This is a genomic window from Brachyspira hampsonii, from assembly GCF_001746205.1.
In the GTDB taxonomy this organism is placed as follows: Bacteria; Spirochaetota; Brachyspiria; order Brachyspirales; family Brachyspiraceae; genus Brachyspira; species Brachyspira hampsonii_B.
On record NZ_MDCO01000006.1, the window covers coordinates 239,371 to 260,108 of the forward strand.

General features: G+C 27.2%; 15 protein-coding genes and 1 tRNA gene. 9 read left to right on the plus strand and 7 right to left on the minus strand.

Annotated features, from left to right (window positions below; genetic code table 11):
• Positions 1 to 118: 118 nt before the first annotated feature.
• The 5 genes from BFL38_RS04150 to BFL38_RS04170 all read left to right on the plus strand — a co-directional run bounded on the left by BFL38_RS04150 (position 119) and on the right by BFL38_RS04170 (position 3,840).
• Positions 119 to 841 (plus strand): hypothetical protein, encoded by a 723-nt coding sequence (locus BFL38_RS04150; protein WP_069725864.1) that lies wholly within the window; start codon positions 119 to 121, stop codon positions 839 to 841.
• A gap of 67 nt (positions 842 to 908) precedes the next feature.
• Positions 909 to 1,664, plus strand: coding sequence for a DUF2715 domain-containing protein (locus BFL38_RS04155; RefSeq protein ID WP_069725865.1), 756 nt, complete (start codon positions 909 to 911; stop codon positions 1,662 to 1,664).
• Positions 1,665 to 1,685: 21 nt separating this feature from the next.
• Entirely contained in the window at positions 1,686 to 2,441 is a 756-nt protein-coding gene (locus tag BFL38_RS04160) for a hypothetical protein (protein ID WP_069725866.1), read from the plus strand.
• Between the two features lie 81 nt (positions 2,442 to 2,522).
• A tRNA-Arg gene (locus BFL38_RS04165) sits at positions 2,523 to 2,596 on the plus strand.
• 68 nt (positions 2,597 to 2,664) lie between these two features.
• Entirely contained in the window at positions 2,665 to 3,840 is a 1,176-nt protein-coding gene (locus tag BFL38_RS04170) for a tetratricopeptide repeat protein (RefSeq protein ID WP_083249374.1), read from the plus strand.
• Here the strand turns inward: BFL38_RS04170 and BFL38_RS04175 are convergent.
• Positions 3,837 to 5,051 carry an AAA family ATPase gene (locus BFL38_RS04175; protein ID WP_069725867.1) on the minus strand — a complete coding sequence of 405 codons (1,215 nt, stop codon included), beginning with the start codon at positions 5,049 to 5,051 and terminating at the stop codon, positions 3,837 to 3,839. The genes BFL38_RS04170 and BFL38_RS04175 overlap by 4 nt on opposite strands.
• A 208-nt stretch (positions 5,052 to 5,259) precedes the next feature.
• Here BFL38_RS04175 and BFL38_RS04180 point away from each other — a divergent pair, with 208 nt between their 5' ends.
• Positions 5,260 to 6,399 carry a VWA domain-containing protein gene (locus BFL38_RS04180; RefSeq protein WP_069725868.1) on the plus strand — a complete coding sequence of 380 codons (1,140 nt, stop codon included), beginning with the start codon at positions 5,260 to 5,262 and terminating at the stop codon, positions 6,397 to 6,399.
• Between the two features lie 577 nt (positions 6,400 to 6,976).
• Here the strand turns inward: BFL38_RS04180 and BFL38_RS15390 are convergent.
• From BFL38_RS15390 to BFL38_RS04195, 4 genes are all read right to left on the minus strand, one after another.
• Positions 6,977 to 7,615, minus strand: a complete 639-nt coding sequence (locus tag BFL38_RS15390; RefSeq protein ID WP_256097195.1) for a hypothetical protein — start codon at positions 7,613 to 7,615, stop codon at positions 6,977 to 6,979.
• A gap of 110 nt (positions 7,616 to 7,725) precedes the next feature.
• Positions 7,726 to 8,076 (minus strand): TRM11 family methyltransferase, encoded by a 351-nt coding sequence (locus BFL38_RS15395; protein ID WP_256097196.1) that lies wholly within the window; start codon positions 8,074 to 8,076, stop codon positions 7,726 to 7,728.
• A 129-nt stretch (positions 8,077 to 8,205) separates the two neighbouring features.
• Positions 8,206 to 10,725, minus strand: coding sequence for an endopeptidase La (gene lon, locus BFL38_RS04190; RefSeq protein ID WP_069725869.1), 2,520 nt, complete (start codon positions 10,723 to 10,725; stop codon positions 8,206 to 8,208).
• Positions 10,726 to 11,053: 328 nt separating this feature from the next.
• Positions 11,054 to 13,003 (minus strand): methyl-accepting chemotaxis protein, encoded by a 1,950-nt coding sequence (locus tag BFL38_RS04195; RefSeq protein WP_069725870.1) that lies wholly within the window; start codon positions 13,001 to 13,003, stop codon positions 11,054 to 11,056.
• A gap of 575 nt (positions 13,004 to 13,578) precedes the next feature.
• Here BFL38_RS04195 and ruvB point away from each other — a divergent pair.
• The 3 genes from ruvB to BFL38_RS04210 are packed head-to-tail and all read left to right on the plus strand — an operon-like array spanning position 13,579 to position 17,451.
• The gene (gene ruvB, locus BFL38_RS04200; RefSeq protein WP_008728307.1) at positions 13,579 to 14,619 is read left to right on the plus strand and encodes a Holliday junction branch migration DNA helicase RuvB; all 1,041 of its coding nucleotides are present in this window, start codon (positions 13,579 to 13,581) and stop codon (positions 14,617 to 14,619) included.
• Complete coding sequence (locus BFL38_RS04205; protein ID WP_069725871.1) at positions 14,609 to 15,799, plus strand: M23 family metallopeptidase; 1,191 nt, start codon at positions 14,609 to 14,611, stop codon at positions 15,797 to 15,799. Before ruvB ends, BFL38_RS04205 begins: the two co-directional genes overlap by 11 nt.
• A 35-nt stretch (positions 15,800 to 15,834) precedes the next feature.
• On the plus strand, positions 15,835 to 17,451 hold the full coding sequence (locus BFL38_RS04210) for a hypothetical protein (RefSeq protein WP_069725872.1): 1,617 nt from the start codon (positions 15,835 to 15,837) through the stop codon (positions 17,449 to 17,451).
• Positions 17,452 to 18,090: 639 nt separating this feature from the next.
• Here the strand turns inward: BFL38_RS04210 and BFL38_RS04215 are convergent.
• Both BFL38_RS04215 and alr read right to left on the minus strand, forming a co-directional pair.
• Positions 18,091 to 19,464 carry an alanine/glycine:cation symporter family protein gene (locus BFL38_RS04215; RefSeq protein ID WP_069725873.1) on the minus strand — a complete coding sequence of 458 codons (1,374 nt, stop codon included), beginning with the start codon at positions 19,462 to 19,464 and terminating at the stop codon, positions 18,091 to 18,093.
• 36 nt (positions 19,465 to 19,500) lie between these two features.
• Positions 19,501 to 20,604, minus strand: coding sequence for an alanine racemase (alr, locus tag BFL38_RS04220; protein ID WP_069725874.1), 1,104 nt, complete (start codon positions 20,602 to 20,604; stop codon positions 19,501 to 19,503).
• Positions 20,605 to 20,738: the final 134 nt, after the last annotated feature.

The following is a 20,738-nucleotide window of genomic DNA, read 5'->3' on the forward strand; positions in this document are numbered from 1 at the left end:
AATATATATACAATCAAAACCTGCATATAATCAATATGCAGGTTTTTATTAAAATTATGCTTGATATTAAATAATATATTTATTAAAATATTTTAATGAAAGAGGATTCCAAACTATAATGAAAAAGATAATAAATATATTATTAATTTTTATACTATCATTTAACATAAAATTATTTGCAGAAAGCGGTTTTGAAGCTTTACTTAATATACCTTTAGGTGCATCTTTTGGAATATTCAATGGAGAAATTGAATCGATAGGAAATGCCCCTAAAATCAATACTAAAGCAGGATTTGATGCAGGAGTGAATGCTCAGCTTGGTTATATGTTTGCTTTTGGAAAATTCGGATTAAGTATTTTAGCTGATTTAGGATATAGTTATGATAGTTTTAAATATTCATTATATCATAGTGTTTCAGCATTTGGAGGAAGCGAGGAATATAATATAGAAAATAGTTTGTATCTGCATAGTTTTCAAATAGGTATTATTCCAAAACTTAATTTCGGGGCTTTTTCTTTAGGTATAGGCGGCGGAGTAAAAATACCAATCTCAGGAACAAGCGAAAGTAAAACTATAAAAACTATAAATATATTTGGCAGCACTTCAAAAACAGAAGATTATTTGAAAAAAGATTATAAATCTTCTGATTATTCATCGTCTATTATAGGTTATGTGAAAATGACATTTGATTATTCTTTCTTTTTTACAAGTAAGTTAGCTTTCAATTTGGGTGCATATATTGGATATGATATAGGTATTTCTACAAAAGATACAGATAATAGAATTGATAGTTTTGATACAGGAATTCAGCTTGCTCTTAGATTTGCTCCTATATTGTAATTTTTTATATAACTTGATATTTTTCTCATATTAACATAATATAATCGGCATATAGGAGATGATTATAATGAACAAAATGAAAAATATATTTTTAATCATTATTTTAATATTATCATTCAGTATAAAAATATTTGCAGAAAGCGGTTTTGTAGCTAAACTTCAAGTTCCTGTGGGGTTATCAGTATGTATAGCTGATGGTTTAGTTTTGGGAGAACCTCTTAATAAATTAGGGATTAATACAGGAGTTAATACTAAATTAGGATATATATTTGATTTAGGTAAAATAGGAATTACTCCTTTGCTGGAATTAGGATATAGTTATGATACTTATGGAGCTTCTGCTTTTAGCGAGGCTAAAATTCAAGACAGTATATTAAAAAATTCATTAAATTTATACTTAAAAACTCATAGCATTCAAATTGGAGTTATGCCTGAAATTAATATAGAGAATTTTGCTATAGGTATTGGTTTCGGAGTAAAAATTCCATTGGCAGCAGAATATGAATACAGCAGACTTATAATACAATATGACGGAGAAAAAAAAGAAGATATTAAAGAGAAACTAAGCAGAAAAGACATAGAAAATGATTATAGTAAAAGTCCAATACCGTATGTAAAACTTAATTTTGATTATAATTTCTTTTTTACAGAAAAATTTGCTCTTTCATTAGGGGTTTATTTAGGATACGATTTCGGACTTCCTTTAAAAGAAGCTTCTCAGGATGTTAGATTAGATAGTTTGGATATAACCGCTCAGGTAGGAGTTAGATTTGGAAACGGAAATATGAATAAGAAAGATGAAAAACCTCGTTACGGATTTTAAAGTTTTTAATAGGATTTTATTATGAAAAAAATAAGAATTTTTTTAATTATAATTTTTTCTTTAATATTTACAAATACATTACTTTTGGCAGAAAGCGGATTTGAAGCTATAATAGATATGCCTGTAGGTGCTTCCATTACTTTACCTATAGGAAAACCTAATCTTAGAGTAAGCTATGATTCTTCTGCTAATATAGAAGAACTTAGCGGAAAATTAAATGCAAGTGCTGGGGCATCTGTTAAACTTGGATATTTATTTGATATATATGATGATATTGGAATAAGTGCTTTAGCTGAAATTGGATATCAGTATAACTCTTATACTTCTATAGTTAAAATAAAAGATATAGGTTCTTTCAAGATACAGGATACTTTAACTAAAAACATTAGAATTCACAGCCTTAAATTAGGTTTGCTGCCTAAATTTAACAAAGGAAATTTTTCTCTTGGCTTAGGTTTCGGAGTGAAAATACCATTATATGCAATTATAGCAAGTGAAATTGTATCCATAGATGCATATGTGCAGCAATATCATAAAAATCAGGATATAGAAAAGCTAAATTTTAATAATATTAAAGATATGTATAAAATACCTGTAATACCATATATTAAACTTACTGCAGATTATTCAATTTTCTTTGTAGATAATATAGCTTTTAATGTAGGAGTTTATTTGAATTATGATTTCGGTTTCCAAGTTAAAAATTCTAACTTTAGAGAAGATGCATTGGAAATAGGATTTCAAGTAGGAACACGGTTTGCACCTATGCTTCGTTAAAACTATATGTATTTGTGTAAATACAAATTGTAAACTATAGTTCATAATTGCCGATAAGTATTATAGTAAATAATATTAATAGCGTCTGTGGCTCAATTGGATAGAGCAGCGGATTTCGGTTCCGCCGGTTGGGGGTTCGATTCCTCTCAGACGCGAATATAAATTGATTATTTGAATAAATATGTTAAAATATATGTAATGGTAAAAAGGTTTTTTACAAGAAATGAAAGAAAAAACTATAAGAAAACTCAATTTAGTTATATTAATACTATTTCCAATATTACTCTTAGTATTTTCTATTACATATAACATATACAGTATAGGAGCAGAAAGTAGGATAAGAAGAGAGCTTGAGAATTTTACTAATTCTCTTTCTCTAAGAATGGAAAGTAAATATATGGACATGATGACTTTATACTTCAAAGAAGAATTAAATAATTATGCCATAGCAAATGAATTTACAAATTTAGTTAAAGAACAAGTAAGATTGGGAATAACTCCGCATTTCAATTCTCTGAAATTTTCAATAGATTATACAATTAAGAATAATGTAAAAACAACTACTTATGCTTTATTATTTATATCGGTGATTATGTTTATATTCACTTTGGTAATTAATTTTACAAATAACAGTATCAATAATAATGTTTCGTATGTCAATAATAATACAAACGAAAATGTTAAGGATAATCAAAATCAATCTTCTAATCCTATATCAAATTTGATTGACTCATCTTCCAGCGATGCTTTAAAGATTGAAATAGAAGAAATGTATAAAAATTTAGTAAAAGAAATTAAAAATTCAAGAGATGATAAAGCTTTAGAAATAATAGAGGAAATGTTTCAATTAGATGATAGGAATTATTTAGCTTTGAATGGGGCGGGTATTTTGTATACCAAGATGTTTGGAAGAGAAAATAAAGATGAGTATTTTAAAAAAGCTAGTGAATATTTCCAATATGCTTTATCTTTGTATTCTAAAAGCGAGATTATTTCAAATAATAAAGCTATATTATATTCTATAAGATATGAATGTAAAAAATCAGAAGAAGATTATGATACTGCTTTAATTATTCTTAACGATGCTTTATCAGCTAATCATTTGGATGTAGAACTTCTTAATAACAGAGCAACACTGTATTCAGTAAAGTATAAAATAGGCGGTGATGAAAATATATTTAAAAGGTCTATAAATGATTTTAATGAACTTATACAAATAGATTATAATAATATATATGCTCTTAATAATAGAAGTGCTTTATATTTTACTAAATATAAAAATTCAGGCGATAAAAAATATTTCGATAAGTCTATAGAAGACTGCAATACGGCTTTTAAAATCAATTCAACTGAAGCTCCATATGATAATAGGGGATCTTTATATATATATAAATATTAATTAAATATATTTATTTCTTTCTTTGGAAGCCCAAATCTATTTTTTCTATATTCTTTTTCCAAATTATTGATGTTTAAATTATTATTTTTTTTGCTTAAATAATCTATCCTGTAAATACTGCTGATATTATTTTCTTTATTTATTATAAAATAATTATAAAGCATAGTACCATTTATGCTCATAAGTGATGAATCATGTGTGGAAAGTATAAGCTGAGAGGTATCTGCTTCTATATCTTTAATACCATTAAAAAAATTATTACCGAATAAATTTATAATAAATTCCAATAATTCTGATTGAATGCCGTTAAATTCATCAACTATTGATAATGTGCCGTTGATTAAAGAAACTAATATATAAATCAGATTAATAGCATAAACTTTACTTCCTTCAGATTCTACTTCATCAAAATCATTTGTATAGTTATCATGTTTAGTTACAAGCCTTTTATTATCTATGATAAAAGAAAATTCATTTCGGGATACAGCATTTTCTATACTCAAATCATCTATATCAATTAAGGAAAGAAGTTTTTTATATATATCCCATATATTATATTTATTAAAATACTCAAAAGCCTCAACTATGGCATAAGATGAAAAATCTGCTTCATTGGTAAATGGGAATAAAAAACATAAATTTTTAAATAATGAAAGATAATAATTTACTTCTTCTCTATACTCATCTATTTTTTCTTCATTTATAAAACTTAAAAATGTATTTGTATCCGGAATATATTTATTATAATGAAATATACCTTCTTTTATAGAGTTTAATTCTCTTTCAAATACTATAATATTATTATTTTTAAGCAATTTTTCTGAATATATTTTTTTATTTTGATTATCCAATATTAATTCATATAAATATAGTATGCATTCATCATTTGAATAAAACTCCAAACAGAATCGGCTTTTATCATTTTTTCCATAAATCATATTCGGATCTAAAAGTTTTTTGATACTGTCATCGCTTGAAGTTATATATCCATTATTAGAATAAAGAATATATTTTAAAGCATTAATTAAATTACTTTTACCTGAACCATTATAGCCGTATAAGAGACATAATTTTGATATATATTCATCGTTATTTATTTTCTTTATAAATCGGCATTCATTTGTTTTCGCTGCATTAACATCTACACTTAAATCTAAAACAGTTTCATCATAAAATGATATGTAATTTGAAATTATAATTTTTTTAATCATACTATAAAAACAAAATAATATTAAATAAGTAAAGATTTTAAATCTTAAAAAAACTTGGGCGGGTGCTTTGATTTCTTATTAATATTATAAAAAAATTAAATACTAAAATTACAAAATAGAGCAGAAAAGATAGAGGGCGGGGTATGTAATAAAGTTTTAAATTATAAAAAAATTTGATTTTTTGTTTATTTATTTATATTATTACTATATGGATAATGGTAATATAGATTATAAAAATGCTTCAAGATGGCGTTTAATACTTGGAAGTTTTGCTGAAGATAATATAGAGCTTGAAAGCGGATATTCTGAAATTGATAGTGCATTAGGTTTTTTGTATGACAGAGAATACAGCAGAGAAGCAGGGTATGCAGATTTTGAAAGTAAAGAGAATAGGGGCGGTAAAGAAAAAAGTGCTTTAACTGTTCCTTCTTGGGTTGCAAAGGTAAAAAAACTATTTCCTAAAAAAACTGTTGAAATTATGCAGACCCATGCCTTAGAGAAATATAACCTTACAGAGATGATTACTGATGAGGATATTTTAAAAGAGATGGAGCCTAATATGGAGCTTTTAAAAAATATTCTCACATTCAAAGATATGATGAACGGCAGTGTCAAAAAACTTGCTTATGATATAGTAAGAAAGGTTGTTGATGATATAAAAAAGAAAATGGAAAGCGATATAAAAAAAGTTTTCTATGGGAAAAAACTTCCTAATTCTACAACACAAAATAAAATATTCAAAAATCTTGATATAAAAAAAACAATAAGAAATAATTTAAAAAACTATAACATAGAAGATAAAACTATTTTTGTAGATAAATTATATTTCAATCAGAACATAAAAAAATATAATCCTTGGAATATAATAATATTAATAGATGAAAGCGGTTCTATGCTTGACTCTGTTATATATTCTTCAATAATGGCATCTATATTTTCTAATCTTCCATATTTATCAATAAAACTGATAATATTTGACATTTCAATAGTTGATCTAAGCGGCAGTGTAAAAGATCCAATAGATGTATTATTTAAAGTGCAGTTAGGAGGTGGTACTGATATTGTTATGGCTTTGGAATATGCTAAAAAGATTACAACTGTTCCTGATAAAACTATGGTTCTTCTTATAAGTGATTTGTATGACAGCAATGATTATAAGTATATGTATAAAAGTGCTAGGGATATAATAGAATCAAGGTCTAAACTTTTTGTGCTTCCTGCTTTGGACTATAATGCAGATGCAAGTTATGATAAGGAGGCTGCTAAACAGTTTGCCAAAATAGGAGCTAAAGTTGCAGCTATAACACCTGATGAGCTTTCTAAATGGATAAGCACTGTTATATCATAAAAATTTATTTAACGCACGGTAAATAGATTTTTATTTATCATTTAAATTATAATTATTAATAGATATATATTTGAAATTTTATTCTGCGTGCGGTATATGAATTCTAAATTAAAAAATACTTGGATGGGCAGCTGAAAAATTCTAATTTGATAATAAGAAAATAAAAAGTTTATATGCATATTAAATTAAAAAGCCTAGTGGGTGGGGAGTGAAAATAATTTTTTAACTTTATTTACATACCCCGCCCTTTAGATTTTATGACTTCTTTTACACATAATAGATTTATCTATATTTAAAGCTTAAAACATAAAAGCATGCCCGCCCAAGTGTTATTTAAATTTAAAATCAATTAAACGCACGGTTAATAATTTTATACTAATCATTTAATTTGCAATATAAAATATTTTTGTATTTGAAAATTTATTTAACGTGCGTATAAAAATCAGTATGTAATAAATATGATAATAGTGTTTATACTATTTTTTTCTTAGTATAACAATATGTTCATTACACATCGTTTCTAATTTTTTACCAACTGTATTTGTAGGGGAGTTTAATGAAGGCATAACTTTATTAATTATATTTCTATCAATTGTATAAACATAATCCTATTATATTGACTTGCAATTTCTTTTATTATTTTATCTGTTTTTAAAAGTTCTCCTTTAACGGTTCTATTACCAATAACCCAAAATTGATATCCTCCTGTTTTAGTTTTTTTAGAAATAACTGATATCGCTTTTTCTAAATCTAAATAAAAACTATATACATCGCCTGCACGCTCTAAATTATTATTTTTAATAGAGTTCAATGATTTTTTTAAAGTTTTACTTGGAATTGAAAATTCAAATCCATTTCTGAATTTAGTTCCTCCCATTAATGTCTTATCAATCATCATTATTTCTTTATCAGAAAGCCCGAACAAATCTATCCCTATCCATTGAAGAGATAATCTGCTGTATTCTACATAAGCAACCGTTGTTCTGCTATCCCCATAAGGAGGAGATGTAATTACCAAATCAATAGATGAATCAGCAATATCAAACAAGTCAGCAGCATTATTATTAAATATCTTAACTTTTGAACTAATACCATTTTTATTACAAACTTCAGCAAAGCCATTCATTTTTTCAATATTTTTATCTAAAACATCAGTGAATTCTTTTAATACATTCGGCTTAAAACTTTTTACTTTTATAGGAGGCATTCTAAACATTTTAAACTCTCCGTTTCTACGATTAGATACAAGTCTAACTGATTCGCTAAATGCCGCAAATACAAAATATCGTATATTTTCATCTTAAATTTTTAATATATGATTTTTAATCATTTGAAGCTGTTAAGTTTATTAGTTTTTACTTTTGAAATAAAGATAGCAAGAGGATTAATATCATTTCCATATATTGTTTTAATATTAGAAAGCATGCCTTCTACAAGAACTGTACCAGAACCAGAAAATGGATCAAATAAAGAATCTACTTCCATAACTTGCCTAACTATATTAATAATATTTCTGCTTATAGGAGAAACCATTACAGCCGGATAACTATGTATACCATGGGTATATTCTTTTGTATTATCATATTTAAAATCCCAATAATTATTAGGCAATCTTTTAAGTATAGATATTAATTTCTTATCTGTTTCTATATGATTGATTACTGATTTTTTATTCATAGTTTTATTATAATAGACTGCTTAATATATTGTCTGCATTGTATTATTAATAATAAATAAAATCAATAATATAAAAAAGATGCAGAATAATTAATCCTGCACTTTTTATGATTTTAATTATAATATTTTTTATTTGCTTTTTTTGTCTGTTTTTTTTATTTGTTTTTTGTTTTCTGATTTATTTGATTTATTATTTAACTTGTTTAATTTAAACATAAAGTCAAATACCTCTCTGACATCTTTTACAGGATGGAAAGTGAGTCCCTTTTTAACATTTTCAGGAATCTCATCTAAATCCCTAATATTTTCATAAGGTATTATTATATGCTTAATAAATCCGAGTCTTTTTGCCGCTATAGTCTTTTCTTTAAGTCCTCCAATAGGAAGAACTTTTCCATTTAAAGAAAGCTCTCCTGTCATGGCAGTATCATTTCTTATAACTTTGTTCATAGAAAGTGAAAGCAAAGCAGTAGCCATAGTAATACCCGCAGAAGGTCCGTCTTTAGGAGTAGCCCCTTCAGGAATATGCAAGTGAATCATAGCATCATTAAAATAGTTTTCAGGAACACCGTAATCTTTAGCAACGCTTTTTACATAACTATATGCTATCTCTACACTCTCACTCATAACATCGCCAAGCTGTCCTGTTACCTGTATGTTTCCGGAATCTTTTTTCTCTGATACCTTTATTGATTCTATTGTAAGAGTTGCACCGCCTAAAGATGTCCAAGCTAAGCCTATAGAGTTTCCTGGTTTTAAATCTTTCTCTGTAAAATCTTCTGTGAATATAGGCTTTTTAAGATACTTCTCTAAATCATTTTCATCTATTGTATAATTATAGCTTGTTTTATTATGCTCTACAATATCAGCAGCAATTTTTCTGCATATTCTCTCTATTCTTCTTTCAAAATTTCTCACTCCGGCTTCTCTAGCATATCCGTCTATTATTTTACTAATAGCTTTATTTGTGAATTTAATATATTTGATATCAAGCCCATGAGCTTTAACCTGTCTAGGTATAATGTATTTGGAAGCTATTTTTAATTTCTCTTCCAATATATATCCTGATAGTCTTATAACCTCCATTCTGTCAAGCAAAGGTCTAGGAATTGTATCGAGAGTGTTTGCTGTTGTTATGAATAGAACATTTGATAAATCAAAAGGCAAATCCAAATAATGATCTCTAAAAGAAGCATTCTGCTCCGGATCTAAAACTTCTAGTAATGCACTTGAAGGATCTCCTTGAAAACTAGTTCCTAATTTATCGATTTCATCAAGCATAAGAACAGGATTTTTAACTTTTACTATTTTTAAAGCCTCTATTATTTTACCCGGCATAGCACCTATATAAGTTCTTCTATGTCCTTTTATTTCGGCTTCATCTCTCATACCGCCTAAAGAAAACCTAAAGAAAGGTCTGTTTAATGCCTCAGCAATGCTCTTTCCTATAGAAGTTTTACCTACACCCGGAGGACCTACAAAACATAGTATAGAAGATTTTTTCTCCGGATTTAATTTTCTAACGGCTAGAAATTCATATATTCTCTCTTTAACATCTTCAAGTCCGTAATGATCTCTATCTAATATCTTTTTGCTTTTTGATATATCTTCTCTTTCTTTATTTTCCTTATTCCAAGGCAAAGCAAATAAAGTATCCAAATAATTTTTAGATACAGTATATTCAGGAGAATGAGTATCTATTGTAGAAATCTTTTCTATTTCCTGCTCCATTCTCTCTTTAACTTCATCTATCACATTGAGTTCTTCAAGAGTTTTTTTGTATTTTTCTATATCTCTTTGTTTAGGATCAGTATCATATCCTAATTCTTTTTTTATTTCTTTTAATTGTTCTTTTAAGAAATATTCCCTCTGCTGTTTTTGCACTTTTGAATTAATACTGCCTTGTATTTTCTGCTGTATCTCAGATATCTCTCTTTCTTTCTGAAGAAGAATATGCACTTTTTCAAGCCTTTCCTGAATATCAAAAGTTTCAAGTATTTCCTGCTGGCTTGCTCTCTCTACATTAAGCATTGATGTAGCAAAATCAGCTAATCTTCCAGGATCATCAACATTGACCATAGTAAGACGCATTTCTTCAGTAAAAAGAGGGTTATTCTCACTTATAGCTTTTATGTCTGAAAGCAAAGCTCTGGTATATGCTTTAATTTCTTTAGCTTCTTTCTCATTTCTGAAAGGATCTATATCGGGTATATAAAGAGGTTCTGCTCTTATAACAGGATCTGTAGTTACAAATTTTATAATCTTATATCTTCGTATAGAATTTATAAGAAGATTGAGTCCTCCGTCGGGCAAATTTAGTTTTTTAAATACTTTTACTACAACACCAACTTTATAGATTTCATCAACAGAAGGCGTTTTCTTTTCAGATGGGGTATCTGAAATATATAAATTAAGTCCTAAAAATCCGTCATTTTCAGCTATAGCTTTATTTACAGCATCAGCATGATGTGCTGGTATTGGAAACGGAGCATAAAGACCGGGGAATAAAGGTTTTCCCATTACAGGTATAATTATTAATCTTGAAGGTAATTTATCTTCCACTATTGAAACCTTATTATCCTCTTTTTTATTTTTATTATTATCGCTATTTTTATCTATATCTTTTAATTTATCTTTATCTCTAGTCATAAAAAACTCCAATACTCTATAGTATAATATAAAATATACTTATAAGTCAAATAAAATCATATTAAGTATTACATGCAATAAATATACCAATAATAAATATTTTTATTATTTTTTATGTATTAAATATAAATGAAAATATTTTTTTATACATATATTATAATTTTTATATAAGAAATTATAGTGAATATAAGCTAGAATATATAAATGATATTAAATAAAATATTTATTTTATAAAAAATGAAAAGTGTTTTATTATACTTGTTTAATAATAAAACACTTCAAATAATACATTGTATTTAATTTATACTAGCATATAATAATTAAAAAGTTATCTCAATTTAAAGAAATCAATTAATTTATTTAAATTTTGAGCTTCATTTAAAAGCAGCTGAGACGAAGAACTAGCTTCCTCTACTAAAGCAGCATTTTGCTGAACAGAAGAATCCATTTCTTTTATGGCAATATTAATCTGTTCTATTCCGTTTTCCTGTTCATGAGATGCAGCATTAACTTTCTGCATCAAATTAGAAACTTTATCCATTCTGCTTGCTATATCATTAAATATATCTTTAGACTCATTAACACTTGCAGCAGCCAAATTAATTTTATCATTGCTATCAACTATCAAAGAAGTAATATTTTTAACAGATTCCTGCGTATTTTGTGCTAAGTTTCTGACTTCACTGGCTACAACAGCAAATCCCCTTCCCTGTTCACCAGCACGTGCTGCTTCAACAGAGGCATTAAGGGCAAGTATATTAGTTTGGAAGGCAATAGATTCTATTAATTTAGTTATATCCATTATTTTAGAACTAGCTTCATAAACTGCATCCATTTTATTAACACTTTCTTCTATTATTTTTCCTGCTTTATTCACATAATCTTTTGCTTCAATGACCATATTTGTACTTTCAGATACATCAGAAACAGTATATTTAACATTAGAAGACATTTCATTCATAGTTGATGCAGTCTCTTCTAAGCTGGAAGCCTGCGTTTCTGTTCTGTTTGATAAATCATTATTTCCGGAAAGAACCTCATTAGCTGCACTTTGAACTTGTTCTGACGAGTCCTTAACAGTATTTACAACATTATTCAAATTATCCAATATATTTTTAATTGCCCTTGCTATTTCACCCCATTCATCTTTGAGTTCTGTGAATCCAGGAGGGGTATTCCAAGATATATCTCCTTTAGATAATTTAGTTAAATCCTGAGCTAGTAATTTAATAATAAATACAACTTTTTTATTAATTATTAAAGGTGTAATAATAAATACTATTACTAATATTACAGCTAAAATTATAATCATCATATTTCTTATATTATTACTGTCTTCAAGTATAACATAATTAGGTACTAGTATTTTCATACCCCAATTCTGACCTGTTTCTAGTTTTATAGGTACGAATATATATGTTGATTTAGTATTTAATGTAGAACTGAACTCTTCAAAGATGACAGTCTGTCCTGATTTTATTTTATCTAATAAATTGTAGTTCTGATAATAAGGATAAGCATCATAAATATTCTCACCTACATGAGTTTCATTTTCTTTATTATAAAGCAAAGTACCATTATGATCGAATAGAGAAGTGAGAGTATTTTCAAAAGGCTTAATATTATCCATTATAGGAGCTAATGAATCAATAAATATGTCTACTCCGGCAACACCTATAATTTTTCCGTTATTTTTTAAAGGTATAGACCAAGTATTCATTTTTACCATTTTGCCGCCTACTTCAAAATCATATATAGATGTAATATTAATATTTCCTGTTGTTACTGGTACTGAATAATAATCGCTTTTTAATTCTTCGATAGTCATACCTCTGTCAGCGGCAGAATTGTTATTTCTATAAACATAATCAGAAAACATACCGCCTGCTTCTGAATAATTAGGATCATTTATATAATCAGCATCATTTCCCATTACATTATTTTTAAATATAAGAAACAATGCTCCTGTATTTTCCTGCAAAGTGCTAAAAAAGTTTTTAGTTGTATTTTTATATACTTCTCTGTTTCTTTCACCTGATTTATATAAATTATTTACTGTATATTCAAATGTACTCAAACTGTCAAATGCTTCCTGAATAATAGATTCTACTTTAGAAGCTTCTCCTTTAGCACTTTCTTCTAATACTTTATATGAAAGTTTTTTTGTAACATTATTAACTGATAATATATTAAATATACTTGATATAACAAGCATAATAAAAAAAGGGACTAGTATAAACATACTTATTTTAAACTGCAGACTGTTAAAATTAATCATTAAAATATCTCCATCCAAATATATTAAAAAATTACATGACATTATATAATAGTATGCATTTATACTCAATAATTTTATTAATGTCAAAATTAATAATTAACGCACGGTTAACAAAATTTCAATTCATAACTAAATTTTGATTTAGAATTTATTACATAGTTTTAATTTATTTCTGCGTGCGGTATCTGCACAACAAATTTAAAAATCACCTGGGTGGGCAGCAGAAATAACAGATAAGATTAAAAAGAAAAACAATATCAAAGCAACAGAGAATTTAAAAAGCCTAGAGGGTGGGAAAGTGTAATTAAATTTTTAAAATTTTTTTCACTTCCCGCCCTTTATATTTTATGACTTAATTTTCAATTTGAAATTTAGTTATTGTTTAAAGTTCAATTAGAAAATATAATACCCGCCCAAGTTTTTATTAGCTTTAAAGTCAATTCATCACGCGTTTAGTATTTTATTATATATAAGAATAATACTATAATAACAACTTTTTTTAAATATAATGTAATATTACCGCGTGCTAATAAAATTTGTTATTTAATGCATTTTAATATATAATAGAAAGAATTATGGATAAAGAAAGCATAACAAATGCTGAAGAAAACTCTTATGATAAGCCTAATAACAATATAAGACCTCAAGGCTTTGATGACTTTTTAGGACAGAAAAATATAAAATCAAAATTGAAAGTCTTTATAAATAGTGCTAAAAAAAGAGAGGTTTCTTTAGATCATATATTATTTTATGGTCCTCCAGGACTTGGAAAAACTACATTAGCCCAAATAATAGCAAATGAAATGGGAAGCAATATAAAAGCTACATCAGCACCTATAATAGAGCGTCCAGGCGACTTGGCATCTATACTTACTACTTTGGGAGAAAAAGATATATTATTTATAGATGAGATACATAGGCTTAGAACTGTAGTTGAAGAAGTTCTTTATTCAGCTATGGAAGATTTTTTTGTAGATATAAAGGTAGGAGAGGGAACATCTGCTAAAAGTTTCAGAGTTAAATTACCTCATTTCACTCTTATAGGAGCTACAACAAGAAGCGGTTTGCTAAGCACTCCTTTATATGACAGATTTGGAATAGTAGAAAGGCTTGAGTTTTATACTAATGAAGATTTGGCTAATATAGTAAAGAGAAGTTCTGAATTTCTTAATATCAATATTACAGATGAAGCTGCACTATCTATAGCTTCAAGGTCAAGAGGAACTCCTAGAATAGTTAATCGTCTTTTAAGAAGAGTTTTTGACTTTGCTACAGTACATGATGTTTTAAAAATAGATGAGAAGTTTGCTTGTGATTCTCTTGAAAAGTTGGGTATAGATAAAAATGGATTTGAAGCACTTGACAAACTTTATTTAAATACTATCATTAAACATTATAATGGAGGTCCTGTAGGAGTTGATACTTTATCGGTGTCTTTATCCGAGCAGATAGAAACCATAGAAGATGTAATAGAGCCTTATCTTATACAATGCGGATTTATTAAAAGAACACCAAAAGGCAGAGTAGCTACAAATAAGGCTTATGCTTATTTAAATCTTTCTTCAAAGTATGACGATAATTATAATAATGAAGAAAGAGGATTATTTGATTTTTAAGGAGTTACCCATTTTAATTACAGACGATACTTCAACAAAAGAGAAAAAATCCAATGCGCAGTTGGATAAATATTATTTGGAAGAAACTTCAAAAGATGTTAAAAATTTAGCGAAAAAATTCGTGGGCAATTTCAAAGATGCTAATAAATCTGCTGATAATTCTAATTCCCGCTTTGATATAAACTATAAAAAAAATGTAAAACTAACACCATCTTCAAGATATAAAGCTCCGAAAACAAAAATAAAATTCAATAGAACCAAAAAACTTCTAAATAATTTATATAATGCTACTTACGGAATAAGACATACATTTAATTCGGTTATAGGGGCCATTGAAAGAAAAGGGAATCATGAAAGAAGCATACTCATATTTTATGATGATGAAGAACATGGAATAAGACTTCCTATTAATAATTTTATGATTTTATTTCTTTTTTTAGTATTCTCTGCTTTGATTTATACAGGTTATGATGCATATAACAGACAAAAAACAGCTAGAGAATTTTACAACACTCTTTCTGCAAGAGAAGCTAAAACTTATACCTTAATAGAAGATTATAAAAAATCTTTAAATAGATTTTCTAAAGCTTTAACAGATTATAATAATATCATGAAATCTATATCCTATACAATAGATTATAATGATGTTGGTACTTTCAATAATAACAATAATTTAAATAATAATGAATCTTTAAATATTGAAAAAATGCTTAGTGAATTAAACTCCTATCAAAAGAATGTTCTTTCATTTATGGAAGTATCTCCAAAAATACATAAAGAAATTCCTTTAGGCTGGCCTGTTGCAGGAGGCGGAAGAATATCAAGCGGATTCGGAGCTAGATTATCTCCTTTCAATCAGGAAAAAAGTTATCACTATGGTGTTGATATAGCAGGACCTTATGGTACTCCTATACTTGCTGTTGCTGATGGTACTGTTTCATTTGCAGGCTGGCGAAACGGATACGGCTGGTTTGTTTTAATCACGCATGCTAATGGGTATCAGACTGCTTATGGTCATAATTCTAAACTTCTTGTTGATTATGGACAGAAGGTAAAGAGAGGAGATCGTATAGCTTTAATAGGAAACACTGGAAGAACCACAGGGATACATTGTCATTTCGAGGTTAGGATAGGAGGAGATCATAAGAATCCTATGCCTTATTTGAGTGCCAGATTCTAGTTTATTATTATATATTACTATTCTTCTAATGCTATATGAATGTACATGATTCTAAAAAAAGATATTTAGGAGAATTCTATACTCCTTTAAATTTTGCTGAAAAATCTTTATCCTATATATTTAACATAATCGATAAAAAAGAATTGGAAAATGGAAAATATAGAATATGGGATATGGCATCGGGAACAGGAAATTTAGAATATTATCTTGATGAAAAATATCATAAATATATTTATATGTCTACAATAGATGAAAATGATATAGAATATTCTAAAATAAAATTTAAAAATGCCTTTAAGTTTCAATATGATTATTTAAATGATGATATAAATAATGATGATTTTCAATATCATAAACTTCCTAAAAAACTTCAAGATGATTTAAATAATAAAGAATTAAAATGGATTATCTTAATCAATCCGCCTTATGCCACAAGTCAGGTTGCAGGTACAAACTCCAAAAGCAAAAAAAATGTCAGCATAAGCAAGATTAGAGATATGATGCATAAAGAAAAATTGGGCGATGCTTCAAGGGAATTATATGCTCAGTTTATGTTTAGAATACATAAAGAGTTTAAAGATAAAAATAAAGTTTATCTTGCTATATTTTCTAAAACCAACTATATAAAATACAATAACAATGAGAAATTTAGAAATAAGGTATGTAATTATAAATTTTTAAATGGATTTATTTTCTCTTCATCGAATTTTGACAATACTTCAAAAACTACTCCTTTTCCTGTAAGTTTCATAATTTGGGAAATAAATAATAAGCATAATATAAAAACAGAAAATATTATTTTAGATGTTCTTGATAATAACTGCAATATAATAAATAAAAAAAGCTATAATGTGATAGACAGTGATAGTCTTCTTAATAAATGGATAAAGAGAATAAAAACTTCATCAACATTTGTACCGCTTTCATCAGCGATAAAAGTGAAAACCTCAGGACATGATATAAGAGATAAAGTATGTGAAGGCTTTATAGGTTCTCTTATGAGCTGCGGAAGTGATTTGCAAAAACAGAATCTTACGGCTATATTTTCTGCTCCTCAGGCTTCGGCAGGTTCGCTTTCTATTACAAAAGAAAATTTTGAAAAGGCTATGATAATACATGCCGTTAGAAGAACTGCTAAAGTAGATTGGCTTAATGGAAGCGATCAATTTTGTATACCTAAAAATGAATTAGATAGAAAATTTATATTAGATTGTGTAGTATGGACTTTATTTTCTACTTCCAATCAAACATCTGCTATGGATAATATATTCTATAAAGAAAAATATTATACTATTATAAATCATTTTTATCCATTTGATTATAAAAAAGTTTACAGCGGATGCGGTTTCTTTGAATATAATAATGAAAAAAGATTTTGTTTTGAATATTTAGAAAATAATAATAAATATATATCTGATGAAGCATTTGATTTGGTAAATACTGCTGAAAAACTTTATAAATATTTTTATTCCAACATAGAAAAAGTTAATAAAGAAAAATTTAAAATATCCTTATGGGACAGCGGATTTTGGCAGATAAGAAAATCTCTTAAAGATGTTAAATTAGCTTCTGATATATTAAAAGAAATAAAGATTAAAAGAAATATACTAAAAAACAATATATCAAAAAAGACGAATGATTTTATTTCCTAATTTTTAATAACGCATGTTAAATTAAACAGAAAATATAAATTAATTCATATTCTATTTTTATAATATTTCAAAGTAAGCTAACCATGCGGTGAATAGATTACAAACTAATCAAAAATTAGGGCGGGAATGCTTTTTGTGTTTTAATCTTTAAATATAAATAAATCTAATCATTTATAAATATAACAATAAAATAAAAAGGGCGGGGTATGTAATTTAAGTTTTTTAATTTATTTACACTCCCCACCCTCTATGCTTATAGTTTTACTATGAAATATAATTTTTAATTTTTTTATTATTTTATTAGAATTTACAGCATCCCACCCAAGCTTTATTTAAATTTATAGTTTTATAGAAAATAATTTTTGTATATGAAATTAAATATATATGACAGTGTATATTTCTATACACTGCCGTAAAATTGGGGTAAAAATTAGTTTGATTTATTATTATGAGATTTTTTCAAAATTAATTTTATTATATAAAAACTATTATTATCAATAAGGAAGTCTAGTTATATTCTCGTACTTATTAATAATAATTATTAATTATAATATGTTTTTATAAAAAATCAATACTAAATAATAAAAAACTTCAGATATTTTATGTTTTTATTTCAGAAGTCTTTTTTAATGTGAAATATCAATCTTTCATTATAGTAGAATTAGGATCTTTAAGATAATCACGAGTAAGTTTAGCTATTTTGGGTGATAGTATAAGAAGCCCGATAAGATTAGGTATAGCCATAAGACCATTTAAAGTATCGGCTATAGCCCATATCAAGTCTAATTGACTTACAGCACCAATTATACCTATAATTAAGAATATTACTCTGTATGAATATGAAGCTATTTTATTTCTTTTTGTAAGATATCCTAAAGCAACAACACCATAATGAGACCAACCCACAAATGTAGAAAAAGCAAATAATACTAAAGATATTGTAAGTATTACAGAGCCAGCATATCCTAAATTATCTCCGAATGAAAAAGAGATAAGTTCAGCACCATTTAATTTAGTTCCCTGATTGGCTTCTAAGAATATTATAGCTATAAGCCCTGTTAAAGTACATACAAAGAAAGTATCTATAAGCACTTCAAATATTCCCCATAAACCCTGCTCTATAGGATTTTTTGAATTGCTAGCCCCATGAGCCATTGGAGCAGTACCTAAACCAGCCTCATTAGAAAATACTCCCCTTGCAAATCCAAATTTCATACCCATCATTATAGTATATCCCATAAATCCGGCTCCTACCTGTTTTAATGAAAAAGCCTCTTGAAATACTCTCTGAAATGCATGAGGTATTTTATCTGCATTCATAATTAATATAATGATACCTGAAATGATATATATAACGCACATAAAAGGGACTAATTTTTCAGTAACAGTAGCTATTCTTCTTATTCCGCCTATAATAATAACAGCGGTTAAAATTACAACAACTATTCCTGTAACTATATGCGGAATTCCAAAATTCTGATAAATAACCCCCGCCATAGCATTAGTCTGAGTCATATTTCCAGCCCCAAAACATGCTAAAGCAGCAAAAGCAGCAAATATACTTCCAAGCCAAGGCATATTAGCTCCTTTGGATATATAATACATAGGACCGCCATGATGATGACCTAAATCATCTTTTATTCTATAGTGAACAGCTAAAATAACCTCTGAATATTTAGTAACCATACCAAAAAAAGCAGCAAACCACATCCAAAATAAAGCCCCAGGTCCTCCTGCCACTATTGCAGTAGTAACACCAGCAATATTTCCTGTACCTACAGTGCTGGCTAATGCTGTGCTTACCGCTTGAAAAGGAGTAATATTATCATCTAAATCATTTTTTTTTGCTAATGCTCCGAATGTATGCTTAATCCATAAAGGTATTTTTGTTATTTGTATAAAACCTGTTATTATGCTTAAATATATTCCTGTGCCTACTAATAATGTAAGCATTATTGGTCCCCATACAAAGCTATTAACAACATTATTTATTTTAGCTATCATTTCTATCATATAATGTACTCCTCAATGTTATGTGCTTTTTATAAACTAATTATTATTTATATAAACTCTTTTTACTCTTTCACCTATATTTACAAGTATTTCATGACTTATAGTATCTATTCTTGATGCCAAAGCATCAGCATTAAGTTTTTTATCATTTCCAAATATCAAGACCTCATCACCTGTTTTTATATTGTCATTTCCTATTTCAGCAATAATAGAATCCATGCATACTCTTCCTCGTAAAGGATAATATTTACCATTAATTTTTACTTCCCAATTATTTGATAATTTTCTTGGTATTCCGTCAGCGTATCCTATTGGTATTACAGCAACTCTTGTATCCTTACTAGCAGTCCAGGTCATTCCATAAGAAATGCTTTCTCCTTTTTTTATATTTCTAACCAAAACAACATACGATTTTAAATTTAATATAGGCTTAATACCTAAAATATTATCATTATATCCATACAATATTATTCCAGCCCTAACCATGTCAAAATATGTATTCTTATATGAAATTATAGCTGCTGAATTAGAAGTATGAGCATTTTTTATTTCTATACCATTTTCTTTAAGATTATTTAATACCTCATGAAAAATTTTTATCTGTTTATTAGTAAAATTAACAGAGTAATCATCATTCATATCAGAAGCGGCATAATGAGTATTAATACCTTCTATATTCAGAGTGTCATAAGATAATACTTTTTTTGCTAAAGGTACAACTTCTTCAGGTTTGGCTCCCATTCTGTTTAATCCTGTATCAACTTTTATATATAAATTTAAGCTTCCGCCATTCTTTTTTAAAAATCTATCATAATATTCTAAACATTCATCATTACTTATAATAGGACTTAAATTATATTTGCATACCAAATCAGACTCATCTTTAAAATGCTGAAACAGAACTAATATAGGAAGTTTAACACCAGCTTCTCTTATTTTTATTCCCTCTTCAACATTGGCAACCCCTAAAGCATCAGCTCCAAATTGCTCAGATGCCTTAGATATTTCTATTAAACCATGCCCATAAGCATTTGCTTTAACAATATTAAGAAGTTTAACATTATTTATGATGGATCTTATAATCTGCATATTCTTCTTAAAAATGGATAAATCAATTTCAGCAATAGTATAATTTGACATAATCTTAACCTACTTATTTTTAATAATTAAAACTTTATTATTATCAAACTTATAATTGTTAATAAAGTCAAAAATATAAAAAATGAGATATTATATTATAGATATAATATCTCATTATTAAAAGCCGCAATATT

What these genes read in the sequence shown, in the direction of transcription:
- BFL38_RS04160 (WP_069725866.1), top strand. Translation starts at nt 1,686, where the DNA reads ATGAAAAAAATAAGAATTTTTTTAATTATAATTTTTTCTTTAATATTT.
- BFL38_RS04155 (WP_069725865.1), top strand. Translation starts at nt 909, where the DNA reads ATGAACAAAATGAAAAATATATTTTTAATCATTATTTTAATATTATCA.
- alr (WP_069725874.1), bottom strand. Translation starts at nt 20,604, where the DNA reads ATGTCAAATTATACTATTGCTGAAATTGATTTATCCATTTTTAAGAAG.
- ruvB (WP_008728307.1), top strand. Translation starts at nt 13,579, where the DNA reads ATGGATAAAGAAAGCATAACAAATGCTGAAGAAAACTCTTATGATAAG.
- BFL38_RS15390 (WP_256097195.1), bottom strand. Translation starts at nt 7,615, where the DNA reads ATGTTTAGAATGCCTCCTATAAAAGTAAAAAGTTTTAAGCCGAATGTA.
- BFL38_RS04175 (WP_069725867.1), bottom strand. Translation starts at nt 5,051, where the DNA reads ATGATTAAAAAAATTATAATTTCAAATTACATATCATTTTATGATGAA.
- BFL38_RS04170 (WP_083249374.1), top strand. Translation starts at nt 2,665, where the DNA reads ATGAAAGAAAAAACTATAAGAAAACTCAATTTAGTTATATTAATACTA.
- BFL38_RS04195 (WP_069725870.1), bottom strand. Translation starts at nt 13,003, where the DNA reads ATGATTAATTTTAACAGTCTGCAGTTTAAAATAAGTATGTTTATACTA.
- lon (WP_069725869.1), bottom strand. Translation starts at nt 10,725, where the DNA reads ATGACTAGAGATAAAGATAAATTAAAAGATATAGATAAAAATAGCGAT.
- BFL38_RS15395 (WP_256097196.1), bottom strand. Translation starts at nt 8,076, where the DNA reads ATGAATAAAAAATCAGTAATCAATCATATAGAAACAGATAAGAAATTA.
- BFL38_RS04180 (WP_069725868.1), top strand. Translation starts at nt 5,260, where the DNA reads ATGGATAATGGTAATATAGATTATAAAAATGCTTCAAGATGGCGTTTA.
- BFL38_RS04210 (WP_069725872.1), top strand. Translation starts at nt 15,835, where the DNA reads ATGAATGTACATGATTCTAAAAAAAGATATTTAGGAGAATTCTATACT.
- BFL38_RS04150 (WP_069725864.1), top strand. Translation starts at nt 119, where the DNA reads ATGAAAAAGATAATAAATATATTATTAATTTTTATACTATCATTTAAC.
- BFL38_RS04215 (WP_069725873.1), bottom strand. Translation starts at nt 19,464, where the DNA reads ATGATAGAAATGATAGCTAAAATAAATAATGTTGTTAATAGCTTTGTA.